Annotated in this window: 16 protein-coding genes; 9 read left to right on the top strand and 7 right to left on the bottom strand. The window is 51.7% G+C overall.

From position 1 onward, the window contains the following. Window positions 1-43: 43 nt before the first annotated feature. Window positions 44-2077: a peptidyl-dipeptidase Dcp gene (dcp, locus tag ACNQ0W_RS08835; protein WP_062932639.1), complete on the top strand. Its 2034-nt coding sequence runs from the start codon at window positions 44-46 to the stop codon at window positions 2075-2077. Window positions 2078-2207: 130 nt separating this feature from the next. On the opposite strand, the gene ACNQ0W_RS08830 is transcribed toward dcp, so the two are convergent. Next, window positions 2208-2999, bottom strand: a complete 792-nt coding sequence (locus ACNQ0W_RS08830) for a sulfite exporter TauE/SafE family protein (protein WP_062932720.1) — start codon at window positions 2997-2999, stop codon at window positions 2208-2210. 109 nt (window positions 3000-3108) lie between these two features. On the opposite strand from ACNQ0W_RS08830, the gene ACNQ0W_RS08825 reads away from it, so the two are divergent. Both ACNQ0W_RS08825 and ACNQ0W_RS08820 read left to right on the top strand, forming a co-directional pair. After that, the gene (locus ACNQ0W_RS08825; RefSeq protein WP_062932640.1) at window positions 3109-3912 is read left to right on the top strand and encodes an AraC family transcriptional regulator; all 804 of its coding nucleotides are present in this window, start codon (window positions 3109-3111) and stop codon (window positions 3910-3912) included. A 108-nt stretch (window positions 3913-4020) separates the two neighbouring features. Beyond that, complete coding sequence (locus ACNQ0W_RS08820; protein ID WP_062932641.1) at window positions 4021-4512, top strand: DUF523 domain-containing protein; 492 nt, start codon at window positions 4021-4023, stop codon at window positions 4510-4512. 59 nt (window positions 4513-4571) lie between these two features. Here the strand turns inward: ACNQ0W_RS08820 and ACNQ0W_RS08815 are convergent, their stop codons facing one another. From ACNQ0W_RS08815 to ACNQ0W_RS08805, 3 genes are all read right to left on the bottom strand, one after another. Beyond that, window positions 4572-5255, bottom strand: a complete 684-nt coding sequence (locus ACNQ0W_RS08815) for an SOS response-associated peptidase (RefSeq protein ID WP_062932642.1) — start codon at window positions 5253-5255, stop codon at window positions 4572-4574. Window positions 5256-5404: 149 nt separating this feature from the next. Next, entirely contained in the window at window positions 5405-5644 is a 240-nt protein-coding gene (locus ACNQ0W_RS08810) for a DinI family protein (RefSeq protein ID WP_003857390.1), read from the bottom strand. Between the two features lie 87 nt (window positions 5645-5731). Next, complete coding sequence (locus ACNQ0W_RS08805) at window positions 5732-6994, bottom strand: amino acid permease (RefSeq protein ID WP_080454675.1); 1263 nt, start codon at window positions 6992-6994, stop codon at window positions 5732-5734. Between the two features lie 632 nt (window positions 6995-7626). On the opposite strand from ACNQ0W_RS08805, the gene ACNQ0W_RS08800 reads away from it, so the two are divergent. Both ACNQ0W_RS08800 and ACNQ0W_RS08795 read left to right on the top strand, forming a co-directional pair. Next, complete coding sequence (locus ACNQ0W_RS08800) at window positions 7627-7992, top strand: hypothetical protein (protein ID WP_062932643.1); 366 nt, start codon at window positions 7627-7629, stop codon at window positions 7990-7992. Window positions 7993-8002: 10 nt separating this feature from the next. Next, entirely contained in the window at window positions 8003-10099 is a 2097-nt protein-coding gene (locus ACNQ0W_RS08795; RefSeq protein WP_062932644.1) for a pyrroloquinoline quinone-dependent dehydrogenase, read from the top strand. Between the two features lie 73 nt (window positions 10100-10172). Here the strand turns inward: ACNQ0W_RS08795 and ACNQ0W_RS08790 are convergent, their stop codons facing one another. Then, a complete protein-coding gene (locus tag ACNQ0W_RS08790; RefSeq protein WP_062932645.1) occupies window positions 10173-10763 on the bottom strand; it encodes a DUF4142 domain-containing protein in 591 nt (196 codons plus the stop codon). A 228-nt stretch (window positions 10764-10991) separates the two neighbouring features. On the opposite strand from ACNQ0W_RS08790, the gene ACNQ0W_RS08785 reads away from it, so the two are divergent. Beyond that, complete coding sequence (locus ACNQ0W_RS08785; RefSeq protein ID WP_003857380.1) at window positions 10992-11270, top strand: DUF1471 domain-containing protein; 279 nt, start codon at window positions 10992-10994, stop codon at window positions 11268-11270. Between the two features lie 304 nt (window positions 11271-11574). Continuing rightward, window positions 11575-11748, top strand: a complete 174-nt coding sequence (locus tag ACNQ0W_RS08780; protein ID WP_074135682.1) for a GnsA/GnsB family addiction module toxin — start codon at window positions 11575-11577, stop codon at window positions 11746-11748. Between the two features lie 79 nt (window positions 11749-11827). Here ACNQ0W_RS08780 and ACNQ0W_RS08775 read toward each other — a convergent pair whose 3' ends face one another. Beyond that, window positions 11828-12316 carry a hypothetical protein gene (locus ACNQ0W_RS08775; protein ID WP_062932646.1) on the bottom strand — a complete coding sequence of 163 codons (489 nt, stop codon included), beginning with the start codon at window positions 12314-12316 and terminating at the stop codon, window positions 11828-11830. A gap of 3 nt (window positions 12317-12319) precedes the next feature. Then, window positions 12320-13096, bottom strand: a complete 777-nt coding sequence (locus ACNQ0W_RS08770) for a winged helix-turn-helix domain-containing protein (RefSeq protein ID WP_062932647.1) — start codon at window positions 13094-13096, stop codon at window positions 12320-12322. Between the two features lie 252 nt (window positions 13097-13348). Here ACNQ0W_RS08770 and ACNQ0W_RS08765 point away from each other — a divergent pair, with 252 nt between their 5' ends. Together ACNQ0W_RS08765 and ACNQ0W_RS08760 are read left to right on the top strand one after the other, a co-directional pair. After that, window positions 13349-14110: a hypothetical protein gene (locus tag ACNQ0W_RS08765; protein WP_062932648.1), complete on the top strand. Its 762-nt coding sequence runs from the start codon at window positions 13349-13351 to the stop codon at window positions 14108-14110. A 65-nt stretch (window positions 14111-14175) separates the two neighbouring features. Further along, complete coding sequence (locus ACNQ0W_RS08760) at window positions 14176-14703, top strand: CS1 type fimbrial major subunit (protein ID WP_062932649.1); 528 nt, start codon at window positions 14176-14178, stop codon at window positions 14701-14703. The last annotated feature ends 75 nt before the right edge of the window (window positions 14704-14778 follow it).

Here is a 14778-nt window from a genome sequence, read left to right as displayed (position 1 = left end):
GCTGGCCTACTCTGGGGAGAAATACCGTGCTCAGGAGTAAACGATGTCGGTCAACAATCCTTTTTTTGAAATTAGCCTGTTGCCTTATCAGGCACCACGTTTTGATGCGATCAACGACAGCCATTATCGTCCGGCGTTTGATGAAGCAATGCGCCTGAAGCGTGCAGACATTGACGCGATTATCGCGCAGCGCGCCGCGCCGGACTTCGATAACACCGTGCTGGCGCTGGAAAAAAGCGGGGCCATGCTGTCGCGCGTGAGCAGCGTGTTCTTCGCCATGACGTCCGCACACACTAACGATGATCTTCAGGCGCTGGACGAGCAGTTCTCCACCGAACTGGCCGGGCTGGCGAACGATATCTGGCTAAACGATACGCTTTTCGCCCGTGTGGAAGCCGTCTGGCAGGATCGCGAGGCGCTGGATGCCGAATCCCGCCGACTGACGGAGGAGACGTATCAGCACTTTGTTCTTGCGGGCGCGCGTCTGAACGCCGATGAAAAAGCCGAGCTGAAAGCCCTGAATACCGAAGCCGCCACCCTGACCAGCCAGTTCAACCAGCGCCTGCTGGCGGCGAACAAGGCGGGAGGGCTGGTGGTGGACGATGTTCACCAGCTTGACGGGCTCAGTGCGGAGGAGATGGCTGCCGCGGCTCACGCTGCCGCAGAAAAAGGGCTGACGGACCGCTGGCTGATCCCGCTTTTGAATACCACGCAACAGCCCGCGCTGGCGGCGCTGTCGTTGCGCGAGACCCGTAAAAAGTTGTTCAGCGCGGGCTGGGAACGCACTCAGAAAGGCGACGAAAACGATACGCGCGAGCTGATCCGTCGGCTTACCGCGTTACGGGCAAGACAGGCGCAGCTGCTCGGCTTTGACAACTATGCGAGCTGGAGCACTGCCGATCAGATGGCGAAAACGCCGGAAGCGGCGCTCGAATTCATGCGCGGAATAGTGCCTGCGGCGCGCGGCAGGGCTGCGCTGGAGCAGGCGGATATTCAGAAGGTCATCGACGACGAGCAGGGCGGTTTTACGGTGCAGGCCTGGGACTGGGCGTTTTATGCCGAACGCGTGCGCTCCGCGAAATACGCGCTGGATGAGTCGCAGATCAAACCCTATTTCGCGCTCAATACCGTGCTGGAAGATGGCGTATTCTGGACCGCCACGCAGTTGTTCGGTATCCGCTTTGTCGAGCGTTTCGATATTCCGGTTTACCACCCGGACGTTCGCGTGTGGGAGATTTTCGACCACACGGGTGAAGGCATGGCGCTGTTCTACGGCGACTTTTTCGCGCGTGATTCCAAAGCGGGCGGCGCGTGGATGGGGAATTTTGTTGAGCAGTCTTACGAGTTTGCCTCGCGTCCGGTGATTTATAACGTCTGCAACTATCAAAAACCAGCGAACGGGCAGACCGCGCTGATCTCCTGGGATGATGTGATCACCCTGTTCCACGAGTTTGGCCATACGCTGCACGGCCTGTTTGCCAGCCAGCGCTATGCCACGCTATCAGGCACCAACACGCCGCGTGATTTCGTTGAATTTCCCTCGCAGATCAATGAACACTGGGCCAGCCATCCGCAGGTGTTTGCGCACTTTGCCCGTCACTATCAAACCGGCGAACCGATGCCGGATGCGCTGCGGGAAAAAATGCTCAACGCGACCCAGTTTAATAAGGGTTATGACATGACGGAGCTATTGAGCGCCGCGCTGCTGGATATGAACTGGCACGGCATTCAGGAGCCCGTTGACGATGTGGAAGCCTTTGAAGCCGCCGCGTTGAAAAAAGAAGGGTTGGATCTACCCGCCGTACCGCCGCGCTATCGCAGCAGCTATTTCGCCCACATCTTCGGCGGAGGCTACGCGGCGGGGTATTACGCCTATCTCTGGACGCAGATGCTGGCGGACGATGGCTATCAGTGGTTTGTCGAGCAGGGCGGTTTGACGCGCGAAAACGGACAGAAATTCCGCGAGGCGATTTTGTCCCGCGGCAACAGCACTGATTTAGCTGAACTTTACCGGAACTGGCGCGGGCACGATCCGAAGATCGAACCGATGCTGGAGAATCGCGGATTGAGTGCGTAAGGCTTTTTTAGTGTGTAAACAGAACCGGGCGCGAGGCCCGGTTTTTTGTACGCTTTGGTCCGCTTTGTGTCTGAAAGGTACATTGAGACAAGTATAATTACGGGCCATTAGTCGCTGCGATAAAAGAGGGTTACTGAAATAGCATCGCCAGTAACACCAGGAACAGCAGCATGACATAGATTCGTGCGTGCCAAATATCAGGTACAGCAGGTATAACCCGACGGCTAAAAACTATTCCTGCCCAGCCTGTTAGTACCAACATACCTAAAATTTTCAGGTTTATAAAACCGAGAAATCCATTCACAGGAATAGTTTGCCAGCCAATAACTGCATACGTCACGGCACCACATAGCGCGACGGGCAGGGAAAGCGGATTAGAAGCACTAATGCATTCACGCATCGCATAACCATGGCGCCGTAACAGGGGTACCGTCATTACGCTTCCGCCCACGCCAAGCAATGCGGCTATCATACCAATGGTCACTCCGCCGCCCGTTACTACAGGAAATGACAAGCGACGCAGAGAACTTCCTCCGAGAAAACCCTTACGCAACAAACAATCGCTGATTGTTGCCAGCATGTAGAAAATGAACAGCGCGCGAACAACACTCTCACTAAATATTCCTGCCAGACAGGAACCCACGATAGCCCCAATGGCTATAAACCATAGTAACGGGAATAACATTTGCGATGAAAGCTCACAAGCTCGCCAGTTTCGATAGGTGACCCAGCCCGCGTTAAATATCATCACCGATGTAGAGGTAGCAACCGCGATATGCATGGCGTTTAGTGCCAGTTCGGTCTGCCGTAGCATTAGTTGATAAACGAATGGCACTACGACAAAGCCGCCGCCAAAGCCAAAAAGCACGGTGGTTATACCGGTAGTAAAGCCTGCCAGCGCAAAGATTGCGATATCATTCAAAATCATACCCTCGACCTGAAAATGATTTCGCAGCTTATACCGGTAGCGTCCTGCTTCCCATTAGCGCCGCGCTCAATTACCTTTGTAAATCGGTCATAAGGAGACGGGTGTGCGCAACGTAAAGATTGAAGAGGTCGAGCAGCTAGATCGTGAAGTGGTAGCGATAGGCAATGACTATGTGCAGGGATTTATGCTGCCACAGCACAAACATCGCCGCGCGCAGCTGCTATATGGCGCGACCGGATTAATGCATGTCATAACCCAGGATGGAGAGTGGATTGTTCCTCCACAACATGCTGTTTGGATCCCACCCGAAACTATGCACGCCGTCAAATTTGTTGGCGTGACCACTCGCAGTCTGTATATAGAACCAGATTTCGTGAATGCCTTCTTAAAATATCCTCGTTGTGAAGTTATTAGCGTATCGCCATTATTACGTCAGCTATTGCTTGAGTCAGTGGATTTACCGCCACTGTATGAAAGCACGCGTGACCGTGCACTGATAAATCTGATGATATTGGAGCTGGCGGCTATGCCGGTTCGCGAATTCGATATTCCGCTGCCGCGACATCCGGCCCTACTGGCTCTTTGTCAGGCGTTTTTACTCAATCCCTCAATCCATGATCCAGCAGAGCGCTGGGCAAATGCGCTGTTCATGAGCGACAGCACCTTTCGTCGCCATTTCCTTAAGCAAATGGGCATGTCATTTTCTGTCTGGCGCCAACGAGCATGCGTGGTTAGCGCGCTGGCATTGTTGATAACGGGAAAACCCGTAAATGAAGTAGCCTTGACTCTTGGATACGATAATGCATCATCCTTCGCAACGATGTTCCGCCGTGTCACAGGACAGCCACCTTCGTATTATCACCCGGCATTATTCAAAAAGTTCCACGGGACAGGGCTCCGATCATAGCGTCAGCTATGTACCAGCTAAAGACGCTGCCACGTCAAATTCTTTAATTCATGACAAGGGTTAAGGTGTTAAAATCGTAGGCGTTTTGGATCTTAATACTATTAAACAATGATAAATAAAATACTGGTCAGTGCCTGCCTGATGGGCCTTAAAGTCCGTTATAACGGGAAAGAGAAAGCGCAGATGACTCATCAACTCGCTCGCTGGCAACAGGAGCAGCGCCTGGTGATCCACTGCCCTGAGTTGGCTGCGGGGCTACCTGTTCCGAGACCACCCGCCGAGATTATGTTGGCTGAAGGTAGAGACGTAATGCGTGGACAAGCCAGAATAATTGAAAACACCGGAACAGATGTTACCGGGCATTATCAACTTGCAGCCTGGCTGGCTCTGCGAGCAGCACAAGAAGCAGGATGTACTGCTGCTTTGTTAACTGATGGTAGTCCAACGTGCGGAACTCAGTTTATCTACAACGGTTCTTTCAGTAATCAGCGTAAATCGGGTATGGGAGTGGCAGCGTCATTACTCTCCGAACATGGTATTGCGGTATTTTCAGAAACTCAGTTTGCGGAGCTTGTGAACTGGATTGAAGAAAGGGAATGAACGATTCTCCAGGATTAACGCCGAGCGGCATCGCTTCCTGGTCATAATGGGTATGCAGCTCATTTTTCCATTTTATGAGCCACCTCGATTAACTCCGCCCCCTGATTCTTCACGTTCCCCACGGCGCGAGTTACAGCATGCCAAATAAACTCGTCGGCGGGTACTGCACCGTCGGCAATGATCTCTTCCGCTTCCTTCCCGCCTACGTCCTGGCGCATCCATTCCCTTGCAGCTTCTGGCGACAGAACCAGCGGCCGTCGATCGTGTATATCAACGAGGCCTTTATCCGCAGCAGAGGTCACTATGAGAAAACCTTCGGCTTCATCGCCGCGCTCAAACGGCGTACTGCCGATCGCCGCCATGAATATCGGCTGCCCGTCGGCCCGATGAATGAAATACGGCTGTTTCTTGTCGCCTTCCTTTTTCCATTCGAACCATCCATCGGCAAAGCAGATCGCCCGGCCATGCTGCCACAGAGGTTTAAACATTCTGCTGGTGGCCGCGGTTTCTACACGCGCGTTAATCAGTGGCGCTTTATCCCACCATCCAGGCGCGTAGCCCCAGAATACCGGATCGAGGTGCAGTTGTTCGTCGCGTTCGCTTAACAACAGCACTTTGGTGCCGGGCGCAACGTTGTAGCGGCCAATGGGTTCAGGGTCATATGCGATGTCGCGATCGCCTTCGTCGGCCAGGTAAGCCAGATATTCTTCACGGGTTTGGGCTTGTGCAAAACGTCCACACATAGAAACCTCCAGTCAGTCAGACTGAAAGTATAGGGCAGGGAGAAAAAGTAGCGCGGTCACGCTCCTGAGAGTGAACCGATGCTGGAAAATCGCGGGCTGAATGCACAGGGGCATTGTTAGTTGAAAACAGAACCGGGCTTTGCGCCCGGTTACTCTTGTATCAACCACATGTCCGACTCTTCGAACATCTCCTCAAGCATGCGGTTGAGCTTTTCACGGTCGCTTTTGCTGGCGTCGCTGTTCAGGCCGTTTGCTTGCATTGGTTTAACCGTCACGCTGGCATCAGGAAAAATCCGGTGCACGCGTTTTGTCAGCTCGGCCAGGATGATTTCCCTGGCTCCCTCCAGCCCCTGTACGTTTCGCTTGTCATAAACCAGTTCCACAAACATGATTGTTTACCTTATGGATGTTACGCATGTGATTCAGCCTGAACGTAAAATACTACTGTATATGGGTACAGTCAAACAGCGTTCAGGCTAAAGCATCGTCCAGAGCAATGCAGACAGCGTTGCCAGCCCGCCCAGAACAACCAGAAACACCGTCACGCCGCGAAGCTCTGCCAGCGAGGGGCGGGTGTAAATGAGGTACGCTGGGATAAGGAACAGGATCACCGCAATCAGTGGCCCGCAGAACATTTCAATCAGGCTGAGCACATCCGGATTGGCATAAACAATGCCATAGGTCAGCAGGAACAGCGCCAGAGAGGCCAGCCGCTTGCTGGCGTTGGCCTTTTTGCCGGATACGCTGGCAGCCAGCTGACCAAACGTTTGTGCAACCGACAGGCCTACGCCGAGGAAGGATTTCGTCATACCGATGATAGCGATGAGCGGGGCAATGTGGTAAATCAGGCTAAAATCACCGTTTCCCTTCATCACCGACAGCACATTCAGGTTTTCTGCCTTCGCCCGCACAAAGTTGTCATGCGGGATCCCCAGCACGCAGCTCAGCACGAAAAAGAGGATACTGGCGAAGATGGCTAAATAGGCGATGCGGATCACGAACAGTGCCTTTTTCTCGCCCTCCGCTTTCCTCTCCCGGTAGTAAGAGCTAAGCGGAGAGACCATAGGCGCACAGCAAAACGAGAAGGTAATAAGCGGCAGCGTCAGCCAGATATTTTTCAGCGTTACCGGCAGCGGCGTGGCGGTCATTTCAGCGGCCGTATCGGTCAGGTTAGAGAGATGCCAGCCCGGGATAAGTGATACGGCGATCAGCAGCACAGATGCCGCGAACGGCAGCGCCAGCGCGCTCATAATGGCCACGACCCTGTCCCGACCCTTGCTCAGCACCACATACAGTGCAGCAACCACGATAAACGACAATGGCCCACGGCTGAGCGCGGTAATATGCAGATGCTCCACCAGTAAATTATCCAGCGCATTAATCAGCGCCACCCCGTAAACCAGGGTTACCGGGAAGAAGGTCACACAATAGAACAGGGTGATCAGCTTTTCACCCCGTCCGCTGAAGAAGGAGCCGAAGATCGGCAACGTGCCGTTTTCAGTCTTTTCCTCACGCATATACACGCGACAGAGGAGTAAATGGGGGATAAGCGATAACGGCAGCCCCAGCAGGAGCATAACCAGAAAAATAACCGGACCACGGGTGCCGATTTCCACGGGAAGGAACAGTGTTCCCGCTCCGACGGCCGTACCATAGAGGCCCAGCGTCCAGATGTTATCCTGCCAGTGCCAGTTAGAGCGTGTTGTAATATTAGCTGAGAGAGTAGTGGCTTTATTCATCATATTTTACCGCGTTGTTAGAGGAGCGACGACTTATTTAGTTTTTATCTGCCTGTAGTCGTTGCTGCGCCATTACGTCACGGGTAGGAGGGGTTTGATTTCGCATACCGTAAACCTTATGTGTATGCCTGCAATAACTATCGTTATTCTTTGACGATGCTTTAACAGGCGGTTAATTAAGAAAGGGATTTGTTAAATTAACGAACAAATAACGACTGACTTTCCCTGCCTGCACGTCTGTTAATTAAAGAATAAACACCCTGTTTTATTAAGTACCATAAGGCGGCGTCATATTGAAGGGGGCTTATTTAATTATTTTATTGGGCGGGAAATTATCCCGTCATGCCTCAAATTAAAAAACAGAATGTAGACAATCACGTAACCCGCTCGTAGCTTTCGAACCGTCTTGTAACATAACGCTCTCTTTATGGTGGCGAAGGGGCACAAGGTGTCTATGCCTGCTATTAAACGCCCCATAAAAAAATCCTCTTCTATACTCAGTTACGTTTAGTGAAATATGCCGCCGCTCCACACGTCGCGTTGCCTTAATAGCGGCGGTCAGCAGGGGCATATATCCACGAAAACGCCTTAATGATGGTCAATTTTGCATTTTTCAGAGGGGGACTCCTGGTATGTTGCATTCTCAATCCTCGCGCGTCGGCAGCATTTTGCTGCTGCTGACCGCGATAATAGCCTTCGCGGTGGCGCTATACGCCTGGTGGACGCCGCTTACCGGCGTCACTGGCACCATTGGCGCACTGGGCGTGGTCATTGCCAGCGTAGTGCTGGCGATCCTGACCTTTATGCTACGCGCGGCATCGCGTCGCGGGGCGCGCGTTTTCCTGATTATTGTCACCCTGGTGGTGTTGGCGGGTATTGCTTTCGCCGCCGCGCTGCTGCACCAGTACATCATAACGGCAGCCATGGTGGTCGGCCTGGTGGGTCTGATTATGCTGAGCAGCCATTCCGCCCGTTACAACCATCACGTCAGAAGCTGAGGAGCCGCCCGTGCACAACGATAAGCATTATCCCTTCATAAAAGTCAGCATGACGGCGCTGGCGCTGCTGGTCGTTCCGCTCGCGCTACAGGCGCAGGATAAGGCCGCTGAAGCCTCTCAGGGGACCCAGGAGTCACTGAATATTGATGCGGCCGATCAGCAGGCGCCCGGAACCACAAAAACCACCGACGATGCCTCAACCGGCAGCGGTGACGGAAAGAAAGCCGCCTCGGCCAGCCAGCCGGCGACGCCGCTGGTGCCCGGCACCGCCACCTGGGACAGCTTCCACGGCCAGCTTAACGCGCAGAAATACAGTCCCCTGACCCAAATCACGGCGGATAACGTCGGGAAATTAACGAAAGTCTGGGAGTTCCATACCGGCGATGTCTCGGATGGTAAAGGCGATACGCCAGCTACCGTCTGGTCCGCAACGCCCATTTTCGCCAACGATACGCTGTACATTGGCACGCCATTCGATCGCCTGATAGCGCTGGATCCGGGGACGGGTAAAGAGAAGTGGCACTATGACACCAAATCGTCGCGCAAGGCGCTGACCCAGCCGGTGCTGAAAAACCGCGGCGTTTCCTACTGGCAGGCCAAAAATCCGGTGAGCGGAGAGGCATGCCAGAAGATGGTTTATATGGGCACCGTTGACGGTAAGCTCTTTGCGCTGGATGCCGATTCAGGCAAACCGTGCAGCGGCTTTGCGGACAACGGCGTGCTGGATCTGAACCAGTGGAACACCGTTAACGCGAAGTATCCGCTCTCTGTCCTGCAACCGCCAACCGTTGTCGGCAACCACCTGCTGGTGGGCTGGGCCGGGAAAGACTGGGCCTATGCCGAAGCTCCTCCGGGCACCGTATTTTCAGTCAACGCCCAGACCGGTAAGCTTGAATGGACCTTTGAGGCGATCCCGGCAGAGATCCGCAAGCGTACCGGTACCGCCAACGTCTGGACGCACATGTCCGCCGATGAGGCCAACGGTCTGGTCTATCTCCCGGTCTCCTCGCCGTCTCCCAACTACTGGGGCGGCAACCGCGTAGACGCTATTCCGCTTGGCACCTCGACCACCGCGCTGGACATCAACACTGGTAAAGTGGTCTGGTCCCGTCAATGGGTACACCACGACGTCTGGGATTACGATATTAACTCCGCCCCGACGCTGATGGACATCACCGTAGACGGCAAGCAGATCCCGGCTCTGGTGCAGGCCACCAAGCAGGGTTTTCTGTTTGTGGTTAACCGCCTGACGGGGGAGGACGTATGGCCAATCGAAGAACGTCCGGTTCCGCAGGGTGATGGTTCGGTCCAGGGCGAAGTTCTCTCACCTACGCAACCGTTCCCGACCAAACCCGCGCCGCTGCTCGACCAGTCGAAAAAACCGGAAATCTGGAAGCTGGCGGATATCGTCGGTGGCGGCCAGTGCTCCCGTCTGTGGGATAACCTGACCTATGAGGGAATGTATACCCCGCCAACCACCAAAGGCGAAGGCACGCTAACCTATCCCGATAGCGCTGGCGGCGTACAGTGGGGCGGGGTGGCGTTCGATCCGCAAAAACAGATCGCCATCGTCAACACCTCGCATATCGTTCAGTACGTGAAGCTCTACAGCCGTGAGGATTACGATAACGCAGACAAAGACTCCGGCAACGAAAGCGGCTTTGCCCCACAGGAAGGCGCCCCGTACGGTATGCGTCTGCTGGTGGCGAGCAACTGGCTGGGCATGCCGTGCTGGCAGCCGCCGTTTGGTGAAATCGTGGCGCTGGACATGCACACGGGCGATGTGAAATGGCGTCGTCCGATTGGCGCTTCTCAACAGTATGGCTTCTTCATGCCGGAAAGCTGGGGTTCGCCTACCATTGGCGGTCCGGCAGTGACGGCGGGCGGCGTGATCTTCATCGGTGCCTCAATGGATGCCAAAGTGCGTGCCTACTCGGTCGAGAGCGGTGAAGAGCTGTGGTCCGATCAGGCAGAAGCTCCGGCGGTAGCGAACCCGTCCGTCTATGAATATAAAGGTCGCCAGTATGTGGCCTTCGTGGCAGGCGGGAATACGATCCTGAAGGATCAGGTAGGCGATCAGGTGGTTGTTTACGCCTTGCCGGAATAATTCACCTGGAAGGGAAAATAAAGTGGGGCCTGCGGGCCCCACGTTATTTTGCAGTAGTCGTTTTACCGACACGTTATTTATCGGCTGATGCGCCGGAGTGGGTTGACATCTGCTCGGCGGACTTCAGGTGCTGCTCAACCACCGGCGTGTGTTCGTTCGCCAGCGCCTTCACATCCGGATTGTCGATTTTACTGGCGTCGTTTTTCAGCTTCGACAGCACCTTCTCGTGGTCTTTCACACCGGCATATTCCATATACATCTTGTCAAAAGCGTCACCGCGCTGATTTTCCAGCCTTGAGTTCAGGGCTTTATGCGCGGCGTCAGGCTCGGTCGGCAGCTCCACGCCCTTTTTCTGGGCAACGGCCTGGACTTTGGTCAGCGCGGCGCCGTGATCGTCGACCATTTTCTGGGCGAATGTTTTCACTTCATTGCTTTGGGCCTTGTCGAGGGCGAGCCTGGCGGCGGCAACTTCGTTGATATTGGCCTGCGCCATGTCCTTTAACGCTTTCTCGTCGCCGGAGCTGAGTCTGGCGTCCGGTTGAGCCTGGCCCGCAGTTTGAGTTTGCGCGGCGCTTGTCGTCTGGGCTTGTACGCCAACGGTGCTGAACATTGCTGCAACTGCTGATACGGCTAGCAGCCTTTTCAGGGTTTTACTCGTGTGCATATTGTTCTCCTGATGGTCATGGTACAGGTAAGTTTCGGTTGCTTCAGGCGCAACCGGGCAGATAAATGCTCACTACATGGGTCAGTATAGTAGATGAACCTGCTGCACCCGCTGTTCAGGTCAGTGATGGCTGGAAGTGATGCTCAATCCTTCTACAATATTGATACGGATCATTTACATATTTGGTGCTAATGTTAAATATATAGATTCATCAACAGGAGGAATGATATGAAAAAAGCACTATTAGGGAGTGTATTGGCTTTAACAGTAGCAAGCTTCGGCGCATCTGCGGCAGATATGATTTCCAAGGATGAAGCGCACCACTTCAAACTTGAATACCTTGGTAATGTATCTGTAGGGGCTTCAGGTGGACAAATTTCTTCACCTTCAGATCTTCATCAGAAACTCTCCAAACTGGCAGACGAGAAGGGCGGGAAATACTACGTCATTATCGCTGCCCGCGAGCATGGCCCTAACTTCCAGGCCGTCGCAGAAGTCTTTAAATAATTTTCTCGAATAACTCAAAAACCCGCTTCTGGCGGGTTTTTTGCTTACAGACAGCCAAAAAAAATGCCCCTGATGCGGGGCGAGTGTGAGTCAAATCTTTTCTTATGTTTATGTGTTGTGCTCTAAGGCTTTGGGACAATAACACCTTGTTCAAATAATGCAATCTAAATGCATATTTGAATGCGACGGCAGCATACGTTACACAGATAGTCTACTCTTTACATACAGTTATGGTGAAAGGCAGTTAATCGTTAGCTGTCGCCTGCTGGAGATTGGAAACAGTAAACGGTTACAAGAGGTAAACATGAACGTTGACGCACTGACGCACAAGGCAGAAGAAGAAATTTCAGCGCTTATAACCAAAAAAATTTCAGAGTTACGTAAAAAAACAGGGCAGGAAGTGTCTGAAATTGAGTTTATCGCTCGTGAAGCCATGACAGGCCTCGAGGGGTATGAGGTAAAAATCAAACTCATCTAGTTTAAAAAGGTCGCGTATGCGGCCTTCAACGTACCGTGGCAACGCTGCGTGGGCCGCTAATCTCAGACCAACCTTGGTCTTAAGGGGTAATACACATAAAGACAGGGGCGCGATAATTACCTACCAGGTAACCATTCTCGATACGATGTATTGTCAGAACCCGGCGCGTTTTAACTACCAGCGAGTAAAAGTTCTCAGCAAAATGTTTGTCCGATGCCGTGTCCCGTTCACCTTTGATAATCCTGAGATTGTCCATTCTGAAGGAGGTCGCATTCAGTTTATGGTACGTGAAAATAGCATCACGACTTATCCAGGTCTTACCGTCAGGCGACGTCACTACTCCGTCAATTCTGATGTGACCCTGTCTGTCACGATCCATTTTCAACTTCATTGTTCCTTTCATCTCATACTGATTTTGCGGAGCGCGAAAAACAAAATCTGAATCACAGTCGATAAGAAGCCGATGGCGATACTGAAGACTGGTGACAACACCCACCATGAAGATAAGCAAAAGAAGCATAAAAATAATGAATTTTCTGTTTTTCAACAGGAATTTTACGTTGTTCATTGTTTACATCCAGGAATGATAGGCGTAATCCATACAGGAAATAATTTCATTATCCTTCATATAGCAATGTGATAAGAATGCTCTTCCACTTTGATTCTTCAGTACCCCTCCGGTGGAGAAAAAGTAAAGGATGCTGTCATCGTTGCAGGAGATGTTGTTTTGTCCGATATAATCTTTAGCAGAGGAAAGCGCCTCGTTTAATTGCGCATTTCGCCCCATCAGCACGGCATAGACCGGGCAATTCCCAACGTGTCCTATTTTAGTCGGTGTAATGGACATACTTTGTTTATGCATCATATCAGTGGAAAAGATTACCACCACAGGCGTGGCGATGAGAACCAGCAGTAGAAAAAAGATCGCCCAATAGCCCATTGGCGGCTTAATTTTTTGCTTGAGGTGATGTGATTCTTCACTCAATGATGCCGGAGTGAAAGATAATGAATCATTTTCTGTTCTAATCGTTAACTCATGACTGAGTATAAAACCCTCTCTGGGTACTGTTCTGAGGGTTTCATCGGGAAGCTGAAAATGAGCCATCAACTTACGCAGCTGGGAGACATATTGATTGAGACTGTTATTGGAAGGTTCTAATCCATGCTTCTCCCAAACATAATTCATGATTTCTTCCCTTGTCACGACTCTGCCTTTTTCCTGCAAAAACAGGTGCAGCAGTCTGGCAACGATCGGGCTGAGAATGACCTTGGCTCCTTCGTCATTTTTCTCCCACAGTGCGCCATCGTCGATACGAAAGTAAACACGATCCTCAATGATAAAAAGCATAATCGCTCATTTCCCTCGATACAAAAGCCCTTTGGCTACTTTGAATATTACTCTTCCTGATACTGATTCTAAGAAATTTCCTATGCAGTGTCCCGTAATGCAGATCATGTTCCTTTATAATTTTATATAACAGCATTTTATCCTATAAAATCGATGATTTTAATATAATGGTTCCGCCGAAGTGCTTTGGTGGTAAAGTTTTCGCAGTCAAAATCAACGCCAAAGCAGATACTGAACGGTGAGCGTACAGGCATGAAATTTAAAAATTTTTTCAATGCGGCAGGAGTGGTTTTATCTTTCGGGATGATCTCCACCTCCGTTAATGCTGCGCCAATGATAGGCATTGGCAGTATGTATGATGTTCTGACTCCTGACAGTCATAGTTTGACTAAACGTATATATAACAGTGGGGACTCCACTGCGTTTGTCAGAGTTGAATTGCTCGAAATCCATCCCGGGCAGAAAAATACGCCAAATAATGAAACGCCTGTGAAAGAAATGTCAGGTAACGTGCTTGAAAAAAATCGGCTCGTTGTCACACCATTAAGGATGATTATTCCTCCCAATGGATTTCAATCTGCGCGCGTTATGTGGCCAGGTGTCCGGGATAAAGAACGTTATTTTAGAGTCAGGTTTACACCCGTAATGCCACAGGCAGAAGATGGTTTCGGATTAGATAGCAAGGCCGCAGGGCAATATCGGGAAGAAACACTTCAGGCAGGCGTAAATATCCTTACGGGGTATGGGACGGTGGTGATTGTGCAGCCAGAGAAACCCGCTTTCAACACCCTTATTAAGCAGAGTGACTCAGGTGGTGTGAGTGTCGTAAACAAAGGCAATGCAACGGTTGTCCTTGAAGATATACGTCAGTGCAAGTCCGCAAATACGGATTGCGGAGAAGTGAGCCGCGAATTTATTTTGCCAGGCCGGAGTTATTCTGTGGCTGGGAAAAATGGGTTTAAAACCAATTTCACTCTCATCGAGGGAAACAATAAACAGGCGAAGTCATTCTGACACCTGTTGAATTAATTAGCACATTTTAGTGCGCGTTCTGGACGAAATAACCTTAAGGAGTTTTTATGAATCGTCAATTTAATGCTATTAAAACTACGCTGGCTGCTGCATTTATCTCTTGTGCCGCAATGACCGGCGCAGCGAATGCAGCTGAGAGCCAGAGTTACACTATTAACCTGTCGGCCACCGTACCTTCAGATACCTTCCAGGTGATCCCGGTTGATGCAGGCTGGATCGATCAGACCCAGGACATGGGATATGACATCGCCAGCAGCAAGCTGCAAATTTTTGAGAAGCAGTTCCAGTACAAAAATACGGCTGGCGCAATTCAGGCGACCCTGACCGGTAACCTCAATTCTGACGGCAAACCCCAGCTTTCTAATGGTACCGATGTTATTCCGCTGGCTGTGAGCTTTAACAATACGCCACTCAGCAAAACCGCAACGGAAGTGGTAAGCGAAAGTGCGGCGAAAGCAGGGGGTCGTACTTCACTGAAAATCACCCAGGCCGATGATGCCGCTCTGACCGTGAACGGGATGTTTACCGGCTCAGTTGCGATGATTTTCGAGCCTGTTGTCGCTGTGACTCCTTAATTTCTGACGCGTTTTATTACCTGACAGAGGAGGCCGCTGTTTTCCAGCAGCGGCTTTTTTATGAAAAAAATCGTG

The organism is Enterobacter cloacae complex sp. 6730903 (assembly GCF_048283985.1).
Classification (GTDB): domain Bacteria; phylum Pseudomonadota; class Gammaproteobacteria; order Enterobacterales; family Enterobacteriaceae; genus Enterobacter; species Enterobacter hormaechei_C.
Note: the sequence above shows the minus strand (reverse complement) of the source record. Positions and strands in the feature narration are given on the sequence as shown.